Source organism: Streptomyces sp. NPDC054047 (assembly GCF_055585065.1).
Genome location: NZ_JBVJKV010000005.1, coordinates 288,968 through 308,701, shown reverse-complemented (window position 1 = coordinate 308,701; position 19,734 = coordinate 288,968). Strand labels below are relative to the sequence as shown.

The following is a 19,734-nucleotide window of genomic DNA, read 5'->3' as shown; positions in this document are numbered from 1 at the left end:
TACGGGAGTGGCCCTACGGGAGGCGCCCTACCCGGGGGGCCCTACCCGGGGGCCCTACCCGGGGGGTGCCCTACCCGGGGGGGGCTCGCCTCAGCCCGCGAGCAGCTTCATGGCGACGGCGGCGACGACGCGGCCACCCTCAGCTGCGTACGCCCTACGGGAGTGCGCCTACGGGAGTGCGCCCTACCCGGGGGCAGCGGCGCGCCTCAGCCCGCGAGCAGCTTCATGGCGACGGCGGCGACGCGGCCACCCTCAGCTGCGTACGCCCTACGGGAGGCGCCCTGCCCGGGGAGGCGCCCTACCCGGGGGGGCGGCCCGCCTCAGCCCGCGAGCAGCTTCTTGACGACGGCGGCGACGCGGCCACCCTCCGCCAGGCCCGCGACCTTCGGGTTCACGATCTTCATGACCTGGCCCATGGCGCGCGGCCCCTCGGCGCCGGCGGCCCTGGCCTCCTCGACGGCCTGGGCGACGATCGCCTGGAGCTCGTCCTCGGAGAGCTGCTTCGGCAGGTACTCGGCGAGGATCTCCCCCTCCGCCTTCTCCTTCTCGGCCTGCTCGGCGCGGCCGCCGTTGGCGAAGGCCTCCGCGGCCTCGCGGCGCTTCTTCGCCTCGCGGGCGATCACCTTCTGCACCTCGTCGTCGGAGAGCTCGCGGGCCGTCTTGCCCGAGACCTCCTCCTTCGTGATGGCGGTGAGGGTCAGCCGGAGCGTCGAGGAGCGCAGCTCGTCACGCCCCCTGATCGCGGCGGTGAGGTCTTCCTGAAGCTTCGACTTGAGCGTGGTCATGCGGTGATTGTCGCAGGTGCCTGCCGCCCGACGCCCGCTGATTTAAGGGGCCTTCGGGTCTGACACGATGGGTGGATGCGCGCGCGATACGCAGTACCCCTGGGAATTACGGCGACGGCCGCCGCCGGTCTGGCCTACTCCGTGGGCATCGAACCCCGCTCCTTCAAACTCCGACGGATCACGGTTCCGGTCCTTCCGCCCGGGATGCGGCCGCTGCGGGTCCTCCAGGTTTCGGACATCCACATGGTGTCCGGGCAACGCAAGAAGCAGCGCTGGCTGCGCTCGCTCGCGGGGCTCCGCCCGGACTTCGTGGTCAACACCGGCGACAACCTCTCCGACCCGGAGGGCGTGCCCGAGACGCTGGACGCGCTCGGCCCGCTGATGCGGTTCCCCGGGGCGTACGTCTTCGGCTCGAACGACTACTACGGCCCCAAGCCGCGCAACCCCGCCCGCTACCTCGTCGAGAGGTCGCAGGGCAAGCACGGCCTGAACGGCAACCCGCCCGCGGTCGGCGTGATCCACAACCCGTGGGAGGACCTGCGCGACGGCTTCGACGCCGCGGGCTGGGTGAACCTGACGAACACGCGGGGCGCGCTGAAGATCGAGGGCTACGAGATCGGCCTCACGGGGATCGACGACCCGCACATCAAGCGGGACCGGTACGCGGAGGTGGCGGGCGGCCCCGAGGCCGGCGCCGACTTCTCGATGGGCATCGTGCACGCCCCGTACCTGCGCTCCCTGGACTCCTTCACGGCCGACGGCTACCCCCTGATCCTGGCCGGCCACACCCACGGCGGCCAGCTCTGCATCCCCTTCTACGGGGCGCTGGTCACCAACTGTGACCTGGACAGGAAGCGCGTGAAGGGCCTGTCGTCGCACAAGGCGGAGGGCAACACTTCCTACCTCCACGTCTCGGCTGGCTGCGGCGCGAACCGCTACACCCCGATGCGCTTCGCGTGCCCCCCCGAGGCGACGCTGCTGACGCTGACGGCGCGGGGCTGAGGGGACTGGGCGCGGGGCCCGGCAGGCACCTCCGGCAGGGCCCCCTCAGGGGCGTCGAAAACCGGATTTCGTCTCCGGGCGCCGGTCCGCTAAAGTAATCGATGTCGCCACGACCTGCGCAGCGGGCCAGTGGAGCAACGACATCGGGGTGTAGCGCAGCTTGGCAGCGCGCTTCGTTCGGGACGAAGAGGTCGTGGGTTCAAATCCCGCCACCCCGACAGCTGAAACACCAGGTCCGCAACCTACTCACGTGAGTAGGTTGCGGACCTGTTTTCGTGTGCGTGTCTATCTGCGTGACTACCGCTCCGGGGCCCGCTTGAAGAAGCCGTCCATGACTACGGCGCCGGTCTGGATCACAGGCCGGATCTGCTTCCGATATACCTCCTCGGTCACCGATGAACGGCTCCACCCTCTCGGGCCGCGACATAGCCGCGGCGACTCGCGCGGCGACAGCTTCCAAGATCACGAACCAGGGCTGCCGCGACGCCGCACGGTCATACCCAGTCTGAACGGGCTTCACCGGCCTCTGGCGATCAGCACGATCACTACGGCCCATGCTGAAAGACCAGCGCCGAATGTCAGTGACAAGTGGCAAGGTGCCTTCACCAGACAGAGGGGGGTCCAATGTCCGTGCCAAGCAAGTGGATCATTGCCAACTTTTGGGCAGAAAGCCAAAAAATCGACCAGTTTGCTCCATACTTACAACTTGACGAGCCATGCTGTTTCGCCTGTGGCTGGTTCTCCGAATACTGGAAGAAGGCGACTCCGCAGGCCAGTTGGCGACGTGCCACGCTTGAACGGGCCCACATCGTGCCGAGGAGTCTCGGCGGCTCAGATGACGCCTCTAACCTCTTGCTCCTCTGTCGGCCATGCCATGAAGAATCGCCCGATTGGTCCGACCCAGAGCAAATGGCTCGTTGGATCGCGGCCAGGGATGACCGCCCCAGCAAGGAAGTCGAGACGTTCGTGTCCTGGCTAGCTGCCGCCGAGAAATCCCCGGAGTTCAAGGAAGCCGTTGCGTCAATAGCTACCGTCCCGGGAGCGAACGACCGTGTGATGGAACTTCTTCAGAAACTCCTACAGCAAGCAGGAACACACTTTGGCGTCGGGTTCAGCCAAGGCACCCGCGAAGCCGTGCTTCGGGCTGCGGCACTGGAGCTCCGGAGAGATGCGGACGCAACATGAACAACGCCGAGAGAACTGATCGGCTCGTACCGCCCTAAGAGGAGTGAGGTCACTCTCCGACCTGAGTGTCTAACTGCGTGACAACCAGGGCGCACAACCGCGAGCAACCGTGGACGTCAGCGGACCATCCGCGCAGGTGACAGGCACCGCAGCCCAAGGACGACAACCGTCCCAAGGTGCTTCGGGACGAAGAGGTCGTGGTTTCAGGCACCTCCACCCCGGTGACTGAAACAGCAGGTGAGGCACCTACGGGATTTTGTAGGTGCCTCACCTTCGCGTGACCGGTGCTCCGGACCCCGCTTGGCGGCTACGGCGCTGTGGCTGTGCCGTCGTAGATGTTTTTGGGGGTGGCTGCCGTTGTGATGGCGCGGGCCAGCAGCGTGGATGGTTCCTGGCCCCCGGTTGTGATGTCGGTGTTCATCATGATGACCAGGGTGGCCTTCTGTGAGGGCAGGTAGACCGTCACGGTCTCGTAGCCCGGGATGGAGCCGTTGTGGCCGATCCAGCCGTTCGTCTTGAGGATGCCTAGGCCGTAGGTGGTGCCGGGGAAGCCGGTGGGCAGTGTCTTGAGGCGCTGCTTCTGGGTTTCGGGGCTCAGCAGTTGGCCGGTGGCCACGGACTTGGCCCAGAGGCGCAGATCGTGCAGGTTCGAGATCATCGCTCCCGCCGCCCAGGCCCAGCTGGGGTTCCAGTTCGTCGCGTCCGCGATCTCACCGGTCAGCGTCTGGTCGGTGTAGCCGCGCGGGTGCGGATGAGGGAACTCGTTGCCCTGCGGGAGCAGGGTGTGGCGCAGGTTCGCCGGGTGCAGTACGCGGTGGTGGACGACGTCGGCGAGCCGGTGTCCTGTGACCTTTTCGATCACCATGCCCAGCAGGACCAGGTTGGTGTTGGAGTACTGGAACTTCTTGCCCGGGGCGAAGGTGTTGCGGTGCTTGAAGCCGTACGCGAGGGACTGGCGCGGGGTGAAGGTGCGCTGCGGGTCGCTCAGCAGGTCGCGGACGAAGCCGGCGTCCTCGGTGTAGGGGAAGAGGCCGCTGCGCATCCCCGCGAGCTGGCGCAGCGTGATGCGGTGGCCCTTGGGCACGCCCTTGACGTAGGTGGAGATCGGATCGTCCAGCTTCACCCGGCCTTCGTCCACGAGCTCGAGCAGCGCGGTGACGGTGAACGTCTTGGTCTCGCTGCCGATCCGGACGAAGGAGTCGGCGGCCATCGGGCGGCCGGTCCTGGTGTCGGCTACGCCCATGGACCGTACGTAGCAGCCCTTGCCCGGCATCCACAGGCCGACGACGGCCCCGGGGATGTCCGCCTTCTTTCCGACGTCGTTCATCGCCTTGTCGAGGCGGGCCGTGAGCCCCCGCCCCAGGCTGTTCGGGCAGTCGCCCTTGTCGGGGTGGGCGGTGATCTGTCGCTGATCGGTCGCGGCCTGATCGGTGGCGGCCCGATCGGTGGCTACGGGATCAGCCGCTGCGGGCTGGGTCGCCGTCGGCGCCCACAAAGACGCTACGAGCAGCGCTGCACAGAGGGTACGGCGGGAGGTGGAACGTCTCATTCGGGGACGCCTCTTCCTGAACAGGGGGCGGACGTCACGTACATCACCACCTCTGCCCGCCACGCAGGCCCGACCGCCCGTCCCCGGGGCAAGGAGTCCACTCGTTCGGAGCCACACCGGGCACATCATCCGGACAACGGATCGCACCGGACGACCGGCCGTGCACCCCTTCTCGCGCGCCGCGCCCCGCCGCGCCCCGCCCCGCCGCGTCGTTTCGGTACCGGTCCCTCCCCTGTGGGGACCGGTACCGAACGACGGGCTGCATCGATTCGCGCCATGTCGGCGTAACGGCGCGGATCGAGGAGAGACGGATCCGCAGTCCATGTGACAACGGTCCGGAGGTTCGGAGGTGATCGGCGGTAACCAGCCGCGGCCATGCGGCGTCGTCTGTCAGCTCGGTCTGCCAGCTCGGTCTGTCACCTTGGTGTGGCACCTCGGTGTGTCAGCTCGATCTGTCAGCTCGGCGTGACAGCTCTGCTTGGCATCAGGACCTGGTGGCCCGCCCTGCCGTCCTGCCGCCCTGCCGCCCTGACGCCCTGCCGCCCTGACGCCCTGACGCTGCGCAGTTGGCCGCTATCGCTTTGTGATCCTGCCAGTCGAGGCCCCGGACGGGGAGGTTCCGCTGTTGTCCGGACCTCGTAGCCGCAGGTCAGCCGTATAAGGTGAGTTTTCCGGTCCGGACGTCCAGGCGGGGGGAAGTGAGGGGTGGAGGCCTTGAGTTCCGACTCAGGGGCACGCACGGCATTCGCGGAGCGTCTCGCGCTGCTGTACAAGGAAGCCGGTAACCCTCCCCTCCAGCGCGTGTCCGAGGCGGTCGTCCGGCATCAGCGGGTCGACGACCGAGGGCGGACCGTGCGGGTGTCCGCCCAGCGGATCAGCGACTGGCGGCGGGCCAAGAACGTGCCCGCCCAGTTCGTCGCCCTCGCAGCGGTGCTGCACGTCCTGATACCCGAAGCGCGGCGCGAGCGGCCCGCGCCGGTGTCCACGGGTCTGTACGACATGGCCCAGTGGCAGCTCCTGTGGGAGCGCGCGGTGGCCGACCCCGTCAGCGGTCGCGCCGCCCCGGCATCCGTGGACGACGAGGAACGACTTCAGGTCGAGGCCCCTGCCGCCGTCTCCGGCGTGTGTCCCTATCGCGGGCTCGCTTCGTACCGGCAGCAGGACGCCCGGTGGTTCTTCGGGCGGGAGCGCAGTACGGAGGCTCTGGTCGCTCAGCTCCGCGCCGCGGAGAAGACGGGCGGCCTGGTCATGCTCGTGGGCGCGTCAGGGGCGGGGAAGTCCTCCCTTCTCAACGCCGGGCTGGTGCCCACCCTGCGGGACGGCGCACTGAGCGACGGGGAGAGCCGGGCGGGCCCGGTCCTCCAGCTCGTACCGGGAAGCGATCCTCTCGCCGAGCTGACCCGCCAGATACCCGAGCTCGCGCCCGTCGTCTCCGCCGCCGAGGGGCCGGGGGCGGCGCGGCCTGGTACCGCGCGGTTCGCGAACGCCGTGCGCGGGGCCGTCACGGCGTGGGGGCAGCGCGAGACGTCGTCCGCCGCCCGTCCCGTCGTCATCGTGGACCAGTTCGAGGAGACGTTCACCCTCTCCTCCGACGAGGCGAGCAGGCGCACCTTCATCCAGCTCCTCCAGGCCGCGTGCTCCGCCGGTGACCCAGACGACCCGGGCGACCCCGACGACGCCGGTGACCCGGCGCCAGCCGTCGTGGTCCTCGGCGTACGCGCCGACTTCTACGAGCAGTGCCTCGGGTATCCCGAGCTGGCCGACGCACTGCAGCACCGGCACATGGTCCTGGGGCCGCTGACCCATACGGAGTTGCGCGACGCGGTGACCGGGCCGGCCAAGGCGGTCGGGCTCGAACTCGAACCGGGGCTCGCGGAACTGATCGTCCGGGAGGTGAGCACGGACGGGCCCCGCGGGACGCACGACGCGGGAGTGCTGCCGCTCCTCTCCCACGCCCTGCTCGCCACGTGGCAGCGGCGGAAGACGGGCAGGCTGACGCTGTCCGGCTACCGCGCGGCGGGCGGCATCCAGGGAGCGGTGGCGGCGAGCGCCGAGCGGGCCTGGTCGGACCTCGACCCGGCGGCCCGCATGGCCGCGAGGCTGCTCCTGCTCAGGCTGGTGCGGCTCGGCGAGGACACCCAGGCCACCCGAAGGCGCGGGACGCGGCGCCAGCTGGCCGAGGAGTCGACGGACCCCGGCAAGACCGAGGAGTCGCTCGAAGCACTCGTACGCGCCCGGCTGGTGACGCTCGACGCCGAGACCGTGGAGATCACGCATGAAGCGCTGCTCCACGCCTGGCCCCGACTGCGCGACTGGATCGACGAGGACAGGAACGACAACCTGCTGCGCCAGCGCCTGGAGGAGGACGGCAGGACGTGGGAGGACTCCGACCGCGACACGTCACTGCTCTACCGGGGCTCCCGTCTCGAACAGGCCCGTGCCTGGCGGAAGACCGCCGGTGGCACCTTCCTGACCAGAGGCGCCGTGGAGTTCCTCGCCGCTTCGGCGAAGCTCCGCAGGCGCACGGTCCTGATCACCCGCGGCGCGGTGGCGGCGCTGGTCGTTCTGTCGATGGTGGCCGTCGTCTCGGCGGTGGTCGCGTGGCAGCAGCGGGACGACGCGGTGTTCGAGCAGGTGGTCGCCGAGGCCGATCGCGCCCAGCACACGGACCCGTCGCTGTCCGCTCAACTCGACCTGGTGGCGCACAACCTGCGGCCGGACGACGAGGGCACGAAGAACCGGTTGCTCTCGATCGTGAACGCCCCGCTGGCCACCCCCCTTCTCGGCCACAAGGGCGCCGTCTACCTCACCTCGTTCAGCCCGGACGGACGGCTCCTGGCCACCGCCAGCTACGACCGGACCGTACGGCTGTGGGACGTGTCGGACCCCTCCCGCCCCAAGCCGATGGGCCAACCCCTCACCGGCCACACGAGTTGGGTGAGCAGCGCGGTCTTCGGCCCGGACGGCAAGACCCTCGCCACCGCTTCGGACGACGGGACGGTCCGGCTGTGGGACGTACAAAATCCGGACCGGCCGCGTTCGCTGGGTTCGCCCGTGAAGGGGCATGGCGGCGCGATCTACCTCGTCGCCTTCAGCCCGGACGGGCGCACGCTGGCGGCTGCCCATGACGACCACACCGTTCGGCTGTGGGACGTGGACGACCCCCGTCGGCCACAAGCGCTCGCCGCTCTGACCGGGCACACCGCCGCCGTGCGCTCCGTGGCCTTCAGCCCCGGTGGCCGCACGCTGGCAGCCGGTGGCGACAACGGCACGGTCCGGCTGTGGAGCGTCGCCGACCCGCGTCGCCCGAAGCCGATCGACAAGGTGCTGACCGGCCATACGGGCACGGTGCACTCCGTGGCCTTCAGCCCCGACGGACGGACCCTCGCCAGCGGCAGCAGGGACAACACCATCCGGCTCTGGAACGTGACCGACCCACGGCACACGAAGGCGCTCGGCGTGCCCCTCACCGGCCACACCGGCGCCGTGTGGTCCGTGTCCTTCAACCCCGCCGGGACCATGCTCGCGGCGGCCAGCGCGGACAGCACGGCGAGCCTGTGGAACGTCCGTGATCCGGCGCACCCGTCGCAGGTCGGCGAGCCTCTGGCGGGCAGCAGCGGGGAGATGTACGCCCTCGGCTTCAGCCCCGACGGGCGGACGCTCGCCACGGGGAGCGGCGACAACAAGGTCCGCCTGTGGTCGATACCGACGTCGGACATGATCGGCAGGATCGGAGCGTTCCGCCCGGACGGGAAGGTGCTCGCCACGGCCGCGCGCGACGAGCAGCTTCGGCTGTGGAACGTGCAGCGCCCCAACCGGCCCGTGCCGCTGGGCAAGCCGTTCAAGCCCTGGGACGGGGAGGTGCGTTCGCCGGTGTTCTCCCCCGACGGCCGCACCCTCGCGGTCCTGACGGGAGACCACGCGGTGCAGCTGTGGAACGTCGCCGACCCCTCTCACCCTGTCCCCCACGGGCCGCCCGTCGCGCTGCGGACGCGATTCGCGGCCGCGCTGGCCTTCAGCCCGGACGGGCGCACGCTGGCAACGGCCGACACCGACCGCACGGCTCAGCTGTGGGACGTGAGCGACCCGTCCCGTCTCCGTAGGCTCGGCGGGCCGCTCACCGGCCACAAGGGGTACGTCAATGCCCTCGTGTTCAGCACGGACGGCAAGACGCTCGCCAGCGCCGCCGCGGACGGCACGATCCGCCTCTGGAACGTGTCCGATCGGCGCCGTGCCACCCGGCTCGGCAAGCCCCTCACGGGGCATCTGGGTCCCATCAACGAACTCGCCTACAGTCCGGACGGCCGTACGTTGGCCAGTGGGAGCGACGACGGCACGGTCCGCCTGTGGAACGTCGCCGATCCCCGCGACGCGACCCAGGTGGGTTCCTCCCTCACCGGCCACACCGATGCCGTGGTGTCACTGACGTTCAGCCGGGACGGCCGGACCCTCGCCAGTGGCGGCAACGACAACACGGTCCGGCTCTGGGACGTGACCGAGCCCGCCATCGCCTCTCCCATCGGTCAATCCATGAGCCCCAACGCCAAGACGGGCAGTTTCTTGTCGTTCAGCCCGCACGGCCAGATGCTCGGAGTTTCCAGCGGCACCGATACCGTCCGGCTCTGGAACTTGGACACCGACGAGGCGATTCGCCGCATTTGCTCGACCACTCGGGACGTTCTTACGCAGGAGAAATGGCACGAATATCTGCCCCGCCTCTCGTACGCGCCGCCCTGCGAGGAGTAACGGCCCACAGCCTCTGCCCTAGGGATGACGCTACGTGATCCGTATCACAACTCCGCATTTCCACCCAGTAGTTGCCTCCCCCTACGCGAGCAGCCTTGTTACGGTTGGGGACAGCCCGATCGCTGGTGCATCCCCCGTCGCCAGCGATCGGGCGCTTTCGTGATCTCACCGCGTCCGGCGCCCGATGCTTTTCGGCCCGGCGGACCCCCGAGGTCCAAATTGCGGCACGGTCGGCCGACTATCCGCGGACCAACTCGGTGGTGAGGCCATGCTTCGCGGCGGCGGGCCTTGCATATCGCAGGTCACGCACGGATCGCTAACAAGCAAACCCGGCTTGATTTCTCGTTGAAACCGCAACGCATTCACAGTCGTCAAGACCTCTTTAGGAGTCGTATGCTGACTCGGGTCGCACGACGGGACGGTGAGCCGGATGGCGAAGGCCTACGAGAAGATCGCGGACGAGCTCCGCGCGCAGATCCGCGGCGGCCGGCTGAAGCCCGGTGACCGGCTGCCGTCCGAGGCGGACCTCATCAGGAGCTCCGGACGCAGCGGGCCGACCGTCCAGCAGGCCCTGCGGGTGCTCCAGGCCGAAGGGCTGATCGAGAAGCAGCACGGCCGCGGGACCTTCGTCCGCCGCCCACGCGCGTTGGTGCAGCGCGCCAACACCCGGCACCAGTGGGAGAAGGACCGGGCCCGCGCACCCGAGCGGCAGCGCCTGGAGACCGGTGCGACCGAGCACGACACCGGCCTCGGGGTGGGCGACCTCGTCTTCCACGCGACATACCGCGAGGTCGAGGCGTCCCAGGAGATCGCCGCGGCGCTGGGCGTCGAGCCAGGAACCGCGCTCGTCGAGCGGACCTACCGGACGCGGTACAGCGCCGAGCGCAATCCGTTCAGCCTCGTCACGTCGCATCTGATCCGCGACCTCGTCAAGGCGAACCCCGACCTCCTCGACGAGACGAAGGAGCCCTGGCCCGGCGGGACATGGAACCAGCTGCACACGGTGGGCATCGAGATCGACCGCGTCGAGGAGCGGGTGACGGCCCGGCCCCCGACCGTGGAGGAGGCGGAGGAGCTGGGCCTGCCGCCCGGCACGTCCGTCCTCGTCCTGCGCAAGACCTCGTACGACACGGACGACCGCATCGTGGAGATGTCCGTCGTCACGCTGCCCGGCGACCGCACGGAAATGCTCTTCACGACTCACTTGGAAAGGTGGTGAGCCGTGAGCCGGCGCATCATCGTCATCACGGCCGTCCACGCGCCGTCCGCCCACTTCCTGGCCGACGCGTACAAGTCCCTTTGCGCGCAGGAGTTGCCCGCCGGCTGGGAGTGGCACTGGCTGATCCAGGAGGACGGGGCGACCGACCAGGTCGCGCCCCACGTCCCCGACGACGACCGGATCACGTTCAAGCAGGGCCGCTCGGGCGGCCCCGGGGTCGCCCGGACCATCGCCCTGGCCCACGCGGACGGCGAGTACGTCAAGGTCCTGGACGCCGACGACCAGCTCGCGCCCGGTGCGCTGGCCCGCGACCTCGCGGCGCTCGAAGCCGACCGCAGCATCGGCTGGGCGACGTCACGCGTGCTCGATCTGCTCCCGGACGGGTCCACCGCCGGATTCCCCGGCGACCCCGAGCCGGGGCCGGTCGAGCGCCGGGAAGTGCTCGACTACTGGGCCTCCCACGACTATCGCGCGCAGGTCCACCCGGCGACGCTCTTCGTCCGCCGCGACCTGCTCGTGGCCCTGGGCGGATGGATGGCGCTGCCGGCCTCCGAGGACACGGGCCTCCTGCTCGCCCTGAACTCGACCTCCAGGGGCTGGTTCTCGTCCGAGGTCGGCCTGCTCTACCGCAAGTGGGAAGGCCAGATGACCGGCCAGGCCTCGCACGTCGACACGGCGGAACGCGACGCCCGCATGGCCGTGGTCGAGGCGAGGGCACGAGCGCTGGACCACTTCCAGTGGCGCCATCCCGTCGACACGGACTCCGGTCGGCCATCGTCCTCGTAGAGCCCTCGTCGTGCACGTCGTAGAGCCCTCGTAGCGCACGTCGTAGAGCCCTCGTAGCGCACGTCGTAGTGCACTCCTGGTGGGCAGGGAGGCGGTGGCCGGTTCCGCACGGCCCGCCGCCGCCATCCGATCTTGCCGTGGCCGTGGCGGACTCCGTACGGTCACGGCTATGCCTCCCCCTTCCCTCCGCGGCGCGTCGGAGCTGATGGCCACCCTCGGCCGCGGATACGTGCGCAATGCGCCCGGCTCGTTGCTCAAGGGGCCGCTCGTGGCCCGGTTCCTCAATCCGTACCTGCGCGACCATCCGCGGCGGCGCGTGGTCGATGCGGAGTTCGACGCCCGCTTCGCCTGTGACTCCCGCGACCTCATCCAGCGGTTCATCAGCCTCTACGGGGCGTGGGAGCCGCACATGACGCGGTGGCTGCAGAGCAGGCTGGGCGCCGGGGACACGTTCGTCGACGTGGGCGCCAACATCGGCTACTTCGCGGTGCTCGGCTCGCGTCTGGTCGGCCGTGCGGGGCAGGTGGTGGCCATCGAGGCGTCGCCCGCGTTCCACGACCGCGTGCTCCAGCACGTCAGGATGAACGGCTGCGACAACGTCCGCACGGTCAACGCGGCGGTCTCCGACAGCCACCGGACGCTGACCTTCGTGCTGGCCAGCTCGAACAACATGGGCGCGAACTCGATCGTCCCGTACGACGGTCCCGCCGAGTCGAGCTTCGATATGGCGGCCAAGCCCTTGCCCGAGCTCCTGGACGAGGAGGAACTCACCCGGGCCCGCGTGATCAAGATCGACGTCGAGGGCGCGGAGGGCGGTGTCATCAGAGGGCTGGCCCCCGCCCTGGGGCGGCTCCGTCCGGACGTGGAGATCGCCGTGGAGGTCACCCCGGAGCGCATGGCGCAACTCGGCGACTCCATCGACGAGTTGATGGAGACCATGGCCCGGCACGGCTTTCGCACCTACCGTCTGCCCACCGACTACCGGCCCGAGAACTACCCCCGTTCCCTGCGCCGTCCGGAGCCCCCGGTGCGCTGGCGCGGACCCGTCGTCGGCGAGTGCGAGCTGGTCTTCTCACGGGTCGACGCCGAGACCCTGCGCTGAACCGGGTCCGGGTCCGCGTCCGGGTCGGTGTCCGGGCCCCGGTCCGGGTCCGGGCCCGCGTCCGGGCTCGCGTCCGGTCTCGCGTCCGCGTCCGCGTCCGGGTTCAGCCCTCCATCGGCCCCAGCCCCGCTGCCTGACGCCCCCGCCAGGCAACGGAGGCGGCCGGTGGCGCCCCGGGCCCCACCCCTACGGGCCCCGCCTACAGGTCCCGGTCGAACGGCAGGTCCAGCATGCGAATGGCATTCCCGCGCAGCAGCTTGTACGCCACGTCCTCGGGGAGATGACCCACGTGGTCCTCGGCCACCGCCTTCGTGTGCGGCCAGGTCGAGTCGACGTGCGGATAGTCGGTCTCGAAGGTGGCGTTGTCGACGCCCACGGTCTCGATCGAGGCGACACCGTGCTTGTCCCGGAAGAAGCAGCAGTAGATCTGCCGGTAGTAATACGACGACGGAGGCTCCGGGATCAGGTCCTTGACCCCGCCCCAGGCCCGGTGCTCCTCCCAGACATCGTCGGCGCGCTCCAGGGCGTACGGAATCCAGCCCATCTGCCCCTCGCTGTAGGCGAGTTTGAGGCGCGGGAACTTCACCAGGACCCCGGAGAAGAGGAAGTCCATCATCGAGGCCATCGCGTTGTTGAAGCTCAGGGCGGCCTGGACGGCCGGAGGCGCGTCGGGTGACGCCGCGGGCATCTGCGACGACGAACCGATGTGCATGTTCACCACCGTGCCGGTCTCCTCGCACGCCGCGAAGAACGGGTCCCAGTAGCCGGAGTGGATCGACGGAAGACCGAGGTGGGTGGGGATCTCGGAGAAGGTCACCGCCCGCACGCCGCGCGCGGCGTTGCGCTTGATCTCGGCGACGGCGAGATCCACGTCCCAGAGCGGGATGAGGCACAGCGGGATCAGTCTCCCGCGACTGTCACCGCACCACTCCTCCACCATCCAGTCGTTGTACGCCCGCACGCAGGCGAGCCCGACCTCCTTGTCCTTGGCCTCGGAGAACGTCTGCCCGCAGAAGCGCGGGAACGTCGGGAAGCAGAGCGAGGCCTCGACATGGTTGATGTCCATGTCCGCCAGGCGTGCCGTCGGGTCCCAGCAGCCGCGGCGCATCTGCTCGCGCGTGATGCCGTCGAGCGTCATCTCGTCCCGGGAGAAGCCGACGGCGGCGATGATGCGCTTGTACGGGAAGATCTCTCCCTCGTACTCCCACCAGTCGGTGATCTGCCCTTCGGGGTCCGTCGTGAACTTGTACTTGCCGCCGATGTACTCGAGCTCGCCGATACCTGCGGTGAAGGGCTTCGGGCCCCGGTCGCGGTACTTGCTCGGGAGCCACTTCTCGAAGAGGTGCGCGGGTTCGATCACGTGGTCGTCCACGCTGATGACGCGGGGGAGCTCCTTGGCCCCGACCTCGGTGTTGTCCACTGCTATGCCCCCTACTACCTGCCGGTTTCCCTAACACGCATCTGACGGTCCATCAGATTGAGGTTATGGGCTCGCTTCGGCAACGGCAACAGCCCGCCTCAAACTCGACCCCTTGCGCGATCGCTCCGCATCCGCTGAACTGACGACCCGTCAGGGCAGGTCGAAGGAGGGCGCTCGATGGAGACGATGTGGCTCAGCGGAGCCGAATGGCTGGCCGTACTCCGGATCGGACTGGGCCTGTGGTGGCTGGAGAGCTGGCGCCACAAGGACAAGAAGACGTGGTTCGACGGCGGCGGGATCGGCTGGGCCGCCGGCATCGCGGACAAGCACCGCTGGGCCTTCGTGCGCTCGGGCTTCGACGTCGTGGTCAAGCCCCGGCCGCGCACGATGGCGTACGTCGTCGCCTACGCGGAGCTGGCCCTCGGCCTCGGCCTCATCGTCGGATTCCTCACGCCGATCGCCCTCGTCTGCGGCCTCGCGCTGAACCTGATCTACCTGGTGCTGATGATCCACGACTGGGGCGAGCAGGGGCAGAACCTGATGATGGCGCTGATCTCCGTGGTCGCGTTCTTCGGGATGGGCTGGCAGGTGTGGTCGCTCGACAACGCCTTCGGGCTGTTCACGTAGGCGCGGGCGCGCCCCTGTTTCCGCAATCGACTCCCCCGTCGCCGACCGCACTCGTAAGATCGTCCAGTCATTCTGGGGAGTGCGGCTGAGCTGGGGGAACAGGTGGGAACGGGCGAGCAGCTCGTAACGGTGGCGGCGGTGTTGCTGGGCGCGCTGACGACGCACCTGACCAACTACCTGATGAATCGCGGCCGTCAGAAGCACGAGCTCCTGGTCCGCTGGGACGAGAGGAAGCTGGACGCGTACGAGGGGTACATCGACACCGTCCGTGCCTCCGTCTTCCTCGCCGTCCACCTCTACGAGATCAGGGAGGGCCTCCGCGAGAGCCAGCAGAGCGAAAGGGACGTACGCGCCGAGGTGCTGGAGGCCAGCCACCTCCGAGGACGCGCCTTCGAACGCATCCTGCTGCTCGCGGGCGACGAGGTCGTCGAGGCCGCGCACAGCCTCAACGCCGTTGCGCTCAAGATCGATTGGCAGGCGACGGGCAAGGTCTCGGGGACGCTCGACGAGTGGCGGGAGCGCAACCGAGCGGTCTTCCGCGCCATCACCGCCTTCCACGACGCCGCACGCCAGGACCTCGGCGTGAGCGGCAGCGTCACGGGCGAACAGCACCCGGAGCGCGACCTGTTGCTGCCTCCGTCGCAGCGGAACGCACGGTCCACGACGTAGCCGCGGGCGCCGGGCCTCGTGCGCTTGTCTGGTCTGTTGCGCCGCGACATGCCACCCTGCCGCCCGGCACATCCGCCTCCACGGGCCGTGTACGACGCCGGGGCAGGCGGCATGAGCACGCGCGCACCGTCGTGTGACCGCACCGTCGTTTGACTGCACCGTCGTTTGACTGCACTGCGTTTGACTGCACTGCGTTCTGGCAGACGAGGAGAGGCCGATGAGCGAACGCGACCGGGAGATGCACGGGCCGGAGGCAGCGGCCCTCAGGCAGGGCCACGCCGCGCGGGCCGAGAGCGCGGCGGCTCGGGCAGCCGCCCTGAGCCACTACATCGAGCACGGCGCGGCAGATCAGCGGCCGGACGGCTCACCGGCCGACGAGAACGCCGTCTGGAAGGCCGCTCACGCCGCGCGCGTGGCGGCGCAGGCTCTCGCCGTGCTCGCCGAGAGCCCGCCCGACCCGGCCGCGGACTCGCGCTGCGCAAGAAATGCCGCTGCCTCCGCCGCGCAGGCCGCCCAGATGGCGCGACTCGTCGACGGCGACGCCGCCCCGTCCCGCGACGCGTGCCAGGCCGCGCTGCAGGCATCCCTGGCCGCATCGGCAGCGGCGGGGGCCAAGCACCTCGGCACGGACGAAGACCTGAACTCCCAGGCGGACACGGCGGAGAAGGCCGCCGTCACGGCGGCGGAGCGTGCCGGCTGGATCCGACCCGGCGTGGACGTCCCCGCCGTATCGACGGGCGTACGGAGCCCCGAGGTCATGTCGATGCTGCACTTCTGACCTTCTGGCCTTCTGACCTTCTGGCGTTCGGCGTTCTGCCCTCTGCGCCTGGGGTGGTCCGCCGCTGGTCAGTCCCCTACGCCGTACGTCGTCGCCAGGTTTTCGCACCGGCAGCAACTGACCTACGCAATCCGCCAGTTGAGCCCTCCACAACCGATCCCCTTCTCGCCCTCACCAGCTCCTCCTCCCGCGCGGGCCGCTGCCATCCTGGAGCGGAAAAGGCCAGGGGGAGGCCGCCATGACCGAAGAGCCGCACGTGCCGCGTACGCATGAGGAGAAGCTGGGCGCCGGTGAGGAGGTGGACCTGCGGCCCAGGGCGGCGGGAGCGGGCGGCGGCGCGGCGACATCCGCGCGCGTCGACGCCGCGGGCGGGGAGCACTGGGGAGCCGCGCGCGAAGTGGACGCCTCCATGCTCGCGAAGCTGTTGATCGGGCAGGGCGGCAGCGCGCCCACGGGCACGCACCGCACCCTGTGGCTCGCCGGGGCGCGCATCGTGGGCACCCTCGATCTGACGGCGGCGGTCCTGACCCGGCCGCTGTATCTGGAGGACTGCTACTTCGCGGCCGAGACACCGCTCCTGTTCAACGACGCACGCGCGGTCCGCATCCAGCTGCCGGGATGCCACGCCCGCGGGTTCCAGGGGCGCGCGATGCACACCCAGGGCGATCTCTGCCTAGGCGACGGGTTCACCGCGACCGGCGAGGTCCAGCTCCAGGGCGCGCACATCCACGGAACGCTGGACTGCGACGACGGCACCTTCACCAATCCCGGGGGCAAGGCCCTGGACGCGAGCAGGATCTCCGTGGACGGCAGCCTGTGGTTCGTGAAGGCGAGGCTGACCGGCGGGGTTCGGCTCATCAGCGCGCAGATCGGCGGGCAGGTGAACTGCGCCAAGTCCTCCTTCGACAACAGCGCTTCGGAGGGGGGCAGGAATCTCGCCCTCGATGCCTACGGGCTGGACGTCAAAGGGTCGATGTTCCTGTGCGGAGGATTCACCGCCCTGGGGGAAGTCCGGTTGGGGCGGTCGCGGATCGGCGGCGATCTGGACTGCTCGCACGGCAGTTTCACGCAGGTCGACGGGAGTACGCCGGCGCTCAATCTGTACGGCACCTCCGTCATCGGGGCGATGCTGTGCAAGGAGCGCTTCACGGCGGTCGGCGAGGTGCGGATGATCGGCGCTCGCATCGGCGCCGAACTGGAGTTTCTTGACAGTACGTTCACCAATGAGGCCAAAGGCGGAAAGGCCCTCAGCGCCGAACGCCTCACCGTCGAGAGCACGATGAAGTGCTCGAAGGGCTTTCGCGCCGACGGCGAGGTCGACCTCGCGGGCGCGCGGATCGGCGGGGACCTCGATCTGCGCGAAGGCAGCTTCACCAACTCGGCCGAGGACGAGAAGGCCATCGACGCCAAACGGCTCACCGTCTTGGGCACCGCGAAGTGTTCCGCCGGTTTCTCGGCCGTCGGCGAAGTGGACTTCACCAGCGCGCACATCGGTGAACTGGACTGCAAAGGCGGCAGCTTCACGGCGACCACCGCGGGGAAATGCGCGATCACGCTGCTGAGTGCGGAGGTCACCCGGGGTGTTCTGTTCCGGCCCGAGCACCTGTACGGGGTGGTCGATCTGCGGTCCGCGAAAGTCGGGCGCTGGGACGACTCGGCCAAGGCCTGGCGCGGCGGGCACGCGATCCGGCTCAGTGGATTCACGTACAACAGCATCGGCTCCGCGGCGGACGACGAGCACATGGTGACGGCCAAGCGGCTCGACTGGATCAGCCGTGACGCCGAGGGGTTCGTGCCGCAGCCCTACCGGCAGTTGGCCGACGTCTATCAGCGTGAGGGCAGTGAACGCGACGCACGCAAGGTGCAGATCACCGCGCAATGGCGCAGGCGCAACCATCCGAAGACCCGGGCCGACAGAAAGATGCTGCCCTTCCGGACTGCCTGGAAAGGCATCCTGCGGGGCACCATCGGATTCGGATACCAGCCGTGGCTCATTCTCCTGCCGATCGCGGTGCTCTACTCCTTCGGCTGCTATTGGTTCTCCCGTGCCTACGAACACGACGACATCGTCCGGGCCAGAACTCTCGATCCGGACGTGGAGTTCAGCGGGGCGATATACACCGCCGACCTCCTGATCCCGGGTGCCAATCTGGGTGAGCGCTCGCGATTTCTGGCCACGGAGGGCACCGCCGTCTGGGCCGCCAGTTACACACTGGCCGGGTGGGCACTCGCCGCCATGCTGATCGCGGGGCTGACCGGAGTGTTCAAGCGCCCCTGACTTCGGGGGAAGCCGTTCCGCTCACGGTTTCGTGGTGCCACCATGCGGAGTCCAGGGGTGTCGAGGGGTGCCGAGGGTTCCCTCGACAGGGGCGGGTGGAGGAACAAATGGCAGAGGTGTTCTTGCGACGGCTGACCCGTTGGCAGGCGGAGCAGCAGCGGGAAGCGGTCGCCGACGTCTATGTCGAGGCCTACGAAGGAGACGCCGGCGCCGAGTACCGGGACCGGCAGGGGTTTCTGCGCCTTTTCGAGAACACCGTGCAGCGGCCCGACTTCGACATGGTCGTCGCCGACGCGGCGGGACTGGTCGGCTGTCTGTACGGCTACCGCGCCGCGCGTACCGGCGAGTGGTGGGAGGGGTTCCGGGGCGTCCTTCCCCCGGAGGTCGAGGAACGCACGGCATCGGGCCGGGTCTTCATCCTCACCGAGCTGATGGTGGTGCCCGCCTACCGGCGCCGGGGCATCTCGGAGCGGCTGCGCACGCTGCTGCTCATCCGGCACGCCACGGATCTGGTCGTCGCGGTCATCAAGCGGGACGACGACCTGGGGCGGGAAGTGCTGCGGTCATGGGGCTGGACGAAGCTCGGGGAGTTCGATCCGGGCGGGCCGGGATCGACGGCACCGCCCCGCCGGGGGGAGACCGAGGGGCCGCTGCCGGACGGGCTCGTGTGGGAGGGGTGGATGCGGCCGATGCCGTGAGCCGGGTGTGTCCTGTGCTGGTCGTCAGGCCTTGCTCGCCTTGAGGGAGTACATGAGGGGGATGCGCGGGCGGTCCGCGGGGAACCGGTAGGCGCCGTCACGGAGTTCGAGGGTGCCGAAGCGCTCGAAGAGCGTGGTGTCGTGCTCGTGGAGGAAGTCGATGCGCAGGCCCGCCGACGCGAGCGCCGTGATGACCTCGCCCACCGGGTGCTGCCACTCCACCTTGCGGTTGTGGACCGTGGGGGTGGTCATGTCCGCGTAGCCGCCCGGCGTCTCCTCGATCCAGGCGTCGTGGGCGAAGTAGTCGTACTCGATCCGTGAGCCCGTCGCGTCGTCCAGGATGTCCGAGAGCGGGTGGAACTCCGCGAGGTAGAGGAAGCCGCCGGGCGCGACGAGCGCGGCAGCCGTCTCGGCCCACCGCTGGATGTCGGGGAGCCAGCAGAGGGCTCCTACGCCGGTGTAGACGATGTCGTACGAGGAGTCGGGCACCGCGTCCGCGGCGTCGTACACGTCGGCTGCGACGAAGGACGCCCGGTCGGCGGTGAGGCCGAGCTCGGCGGCCAGGTCGCGGGCCGCGTCGACGGCGGGCTCGGAGAAGTCGAGCCCGACCACGCGCGATGCGCCGTGCCGCGCCCAGGAGAGGGTGTCCAGGCCGATGTGGCACTGGAGGTGGAGCAGCGAGCGCCCGGTGACGTCACCGACCTCGGCGAGCTCGAAGCCGCGCAGGGGGTCCTGGCCGGAGCGGAAGGCCTCGAGGTCGTAGTAGTCGCTGGCGAGGTGGAGGGGGACGCGCTCGTCCCAGCGTTTTCGGTTGGCCTCGCGCCAGTCGGAGGGGGTCGGTGAGTACATGTCCAGAAAGTTATCCACAGGCTGGGGACCCTCGCCAGCGG

The 19,734-nt window shown here is 69.5% G+C and carries 15 protein-coding genes and 1 tRNA gene; 12 read left to right on the top strand and 4 right to left on the bottom strand.

What is annotated here, in order from left to right; translation table 11 throughout:
* Positions 1 to 320 precede the first annotated feature (320 nt).
* Entirely contained in the window at positions 321 to 785 is a 465-nt protein-coding gene (locus ACZ6ZP_RS21155; RefSeq protein ID WP_351166937.1) for a GatB/YqeY domain-containing protein, read from the bottom strand.
* Between the two features lie 75 nt (positions 786 to 860).
* On the opposite strand from ACZ6ZP_RS21155, the gene ACZ6ZP_RS21150 reads away from it, so the two are divergent.
* The 3 genes from ACZ6ZP_RS21150 (at position 861) to ACZ6ZP_RS21140 (ending at position 2,972) form a co-directional block, all read left to right on the top strand.
* The gene (locus ACZ6ZP_RS21150; protein WP_469407838.1) at positions 861 to 1,787 is read left to right on the top strand and encodes a metallophosphoesterase; all 927 of its coding nucleotides are present in this window, start codon (positions 861 to 863) and stop codon (positions 1,785 to 1,787) included.
* A gap of 144 nt (positions 1,788 to 1,931) precedes the next feature.
* Positions 1,932 to 2,005: transfer RNA gene (locus ACZ6ZP_RS21145), tRNA-Pro, on the top strand.
* A gap of 406 nt (positions 2,006 to 2,411) precedes the next feature.
* Positions 2,412 to 2,972: an HNH endonuclease gene (locus tag ACZ6ZP_RS21140; protein WP_366461552.1), complete on the top strand. Its 561-nt coding sequence runs from the start codon at positions 2,412 to 2,414 to the stop codon at positions 2,970 to 2,972.
* Between the two features lie 307 nt (positions 2,973 to 3,279).
* Here the strand turns inward: ACZ6ZP_RS21140 and ACZ6ZP_RS21135 are convergent, their stop codons facing one another.
* Positions 3,280 to 4,521, bottom strand: a complete 1,242-nt coding sequence (locus tag ACZ6ZP_RS21135; protein ID WP_469407837.1) for a serine hydrolase domain-containing protein — start codon at positions 4,519 to 4,521, stop codon at positions 3,280 to 3,282.
* Between the two features lie 705 nt (positions 4,522 to 5,226).
* On the opposite strand from ACZ6ZP_RS21135, the gene ACZ6ZP_RS21130 reads away from it, so the two are divergent.
* The 4 genes from ACZ6ZP_RS21130 to ACZ6ZP_RS21115 all read left to right on the top strand — a co-directional run bounded on the left by ACZ6ZP_RS21130 (position 5,227) and on the right by ACZ6ZP_RS21115 (position 12,374).
* On the top strand, positions 5,227 to 9,267 hold the full coding sequence (locus ACZ6ZP_RS21130) for an NACHT and WD repeat domain-containing protein (RefSeq protein WP_469407835.1): 4,041 nt from the start codon (positions 5,227 to 5,229) through the stop codon (positions 9,265 to 9,267).
* Positions 9,268 to 9,697: 430 nt separating this feature from the next.
* Complete coding sequence (locus tag ACZ6ZP_RS21125) at positions 9,698 to 10,486, top strand: GntR family transcriptional regulator (RefSeq protein ID WP_361467807.1); 789 nt, start codon at positions 9,698 to 9,700, stop codon at positions 10,484 to 10,486.
* A 3-nt stretch (positions 10,487 to 10,489) separates the two neighbouring features.
* A complete protein-coding gene (locus ACZ6ZP_RS21120) occupies positions 10,490 to 11,272 on the top strand; it encodes a glycosyltransferase family 2 protein (RefSeq protein WP_366461555.1) in 783 nt (260 codons plus the stop codon).
* Between the two features lie 169 nt (positions 11,273 to 11,441).
* The gene (locus tag ACZ6ZP_RS21115) at positions 11,442 to 12,374 is read left to right on the top strand and encodes an FkbM family methyltransferase (RefSeq protein ID WP_468614466.1); all 933 of its coding nucleotides are present in this window, start codon (positions 11,442 to 11,444) and stop codon (positions 12,372 to 12,374) included.
* Positions 12,375 to 12,573: 199 nt separating this feature from the next.
* Here the strand turns inward: ACZ6ZP_RS21115 and ACZ6ZP_RS21110 are convergent, their stop codons facing one another.
* Positions 12,574 to 13,794, bottom strand: a complete 1,221-nt coding sequence (locus tag ACZ6ZP_RS21110; protein ID WP_351166961.1) for an amidohydrolase family protein — start codon at positions 13,792 to 13,794, stop codon at positions 12,574 to 12,576.
* A gap of 177 nt (positions 13,795 to 13,971) precedes the next feature.
* Here ACZ6ZP_RS21110 and ACZ6ZP_RS21105 point away from each other — a divergent pair, with 177 nt between their 5' ends.
* The 5 genes from ACZ6ZP_RS21105 (at position 13,972) to ACZ6ZP_RS21085 (ending at position 18,844) form a co-directional block, all read left to right on the top strand.
* Positions 13,972 to 14,421: a DoxX family protein gene (locus tag ACZ6ZP_RS21105; protein WP_351166963.1), complete on the top strand. Its 450-nt coding sequence runs from the start codon at positions 13,972 to 13,974 to the stop codon at positions 14,419 to 14,421.
* 102 nt (positions 14,422 to 14,523) lie between these two features.
* Positions 14,524 to 15,090: a hypothetical protein gene (locus ACZ6ZP_RS21100; RefSeq protein WP_351166965.1), complete on the top strand. Its 567-nt coding sequence runs from the start codon at positions 14,524 to 14,526 to the stop codon at positions 15,088 to 15,090.
* A 217-nt stretch (positions 15,091 to 15,307) separates the two neighbouring features.
* Positions 15,308 to 15,868, top strand: coding sequence for a hypothetical protein (locus tag ACZ6ZP_RS21095; RefSeq protein ID WP_351166967.1), 561 nt, complete (start codon positions 15,308 to 15,310; stop codon positions 15,866 to 15,868).
* A gap of 238 nt (positions 15,869 to 16,106) precedes the next feature.
* Positions 16,107 to 18,146 (top strand): hypothetical protein, encoded by a 2,040-nt coding sequence (locus ACZ6ZP_RS21090; RefSeq protein WP_469407831.1) that lies wholly within the window; start codon positions 16,107 to 16,109, stop codon positions 18,144 to 18,146.
* A gap of 107 nt (positions 18,147 to 18,253) precedes the next feature.
* Positions 18,254 to 18,844, top strand: coding sequence for a hypothetical protein (locus tag ACZ6ZP_RS21085; RefSeq protein WP_351166971.1), 591 nt, complete (start codon positions 18,254 to 18,256; stop codon positions 18,842 to 18,844).
* Positions 18,845 to 18,868: 24 nt separating this feature from the next.
* On the opposite strand, the gene ACZ6ZP_RS21080 is transcribed toward ACZ6ZP_RS21085, so the two are convergent.
* A complete protein-coding gene (locus ACZ6ZP_RS21080; protein WP_351166973.1) occupies positions 18,869 to 19,693 on the bottom strand; it encodes a class I SAM-dependent methyltransferase in 825 nt (274 codons plus the stop codon).
* Positions 19,694 to 19,734 lie beyond the last annotated feature (41 nt).

Coding starts and splice junctions, on each gene's coding strand:
- ACZ6ZP_RS21155 (WP_351166937.1), bottom strand. CDS start 785: ATGACCACGCTCAAGTCGAAGCTTCAGGAAGACCTCACCGCCGCGATC.
- ACZ6ZP_RS21150 (WP_469407838.1), top strand. CDS start 861: ATGCGCGCGCGATACGCAGTACCCCTGGGAATTACGGCGACGGCCGCC.
- ACZ6ZP_RS21140 (WP_366461552.1), top strand. CDS start 2,412: ATGTCCGTGCCAAGCAAGTGGATCATTGCCAACTTTTGGGCAGAAAGC.
- ACZ6ZP_RS21135 (WP_469407837.1), bottom strand. CDS start 4,521: ATGAGACGTTCCACCTCCCGCCGTACCCTCTGTGCAGCGCTGCTCGTA.
- ACZ6ZP_RS21125 (WP_361467807.1), top strand. CDS start 9,698: ATGGCGAAGGCCTACGAGAAGATCGCGGACGAGCTCCGCGCGCAGATC.
- ACZ6ZP_RS21115 (WP_468614466.1), top strand. CDS start 11,442: ATGCCTCCCCCTTCCCTCCGCGGCGCGTCGGAGCTGATGGCCACCCTC.
- ACZ6ZP_RS21105 (WP_351166963.1), top strand. CDS start 13,972: ATGGAGACGATGTGGCTCAGCGGAGCCGAATGGCTGGCCGTACTCCGG.
- ACZ6ZP_RS21095 (WP_351166967.1), top strand. CDS start 15,308: ATGAGCGAACGCGACCGGGAGATGCACGGGCCGGAGGCAGCGGCCCTC.
- ACZ6ZP_RS21090 (WP_469407831.1), top strand. CDS start 16,107: ATGACCGAAGAGCCGCACGTGCCGCGTACGCATGAGGAGAAGCTGGGC.
- ACZ6ZP_RS21085 (WP_351166971.1), top strand. CDS start 18,254: ATGGCAGAGGTGTTCTTGCGACGGCTGACCCGTTGGCAGGCGGAGCAG.
- ACZ6ZP_RS21080 (WP_351166973.1), bottom strand. CDS start 19,693: ATGTACTCACCGACCCCCTCCGACTGGCGCGAGGCCAACCGAAAACGC.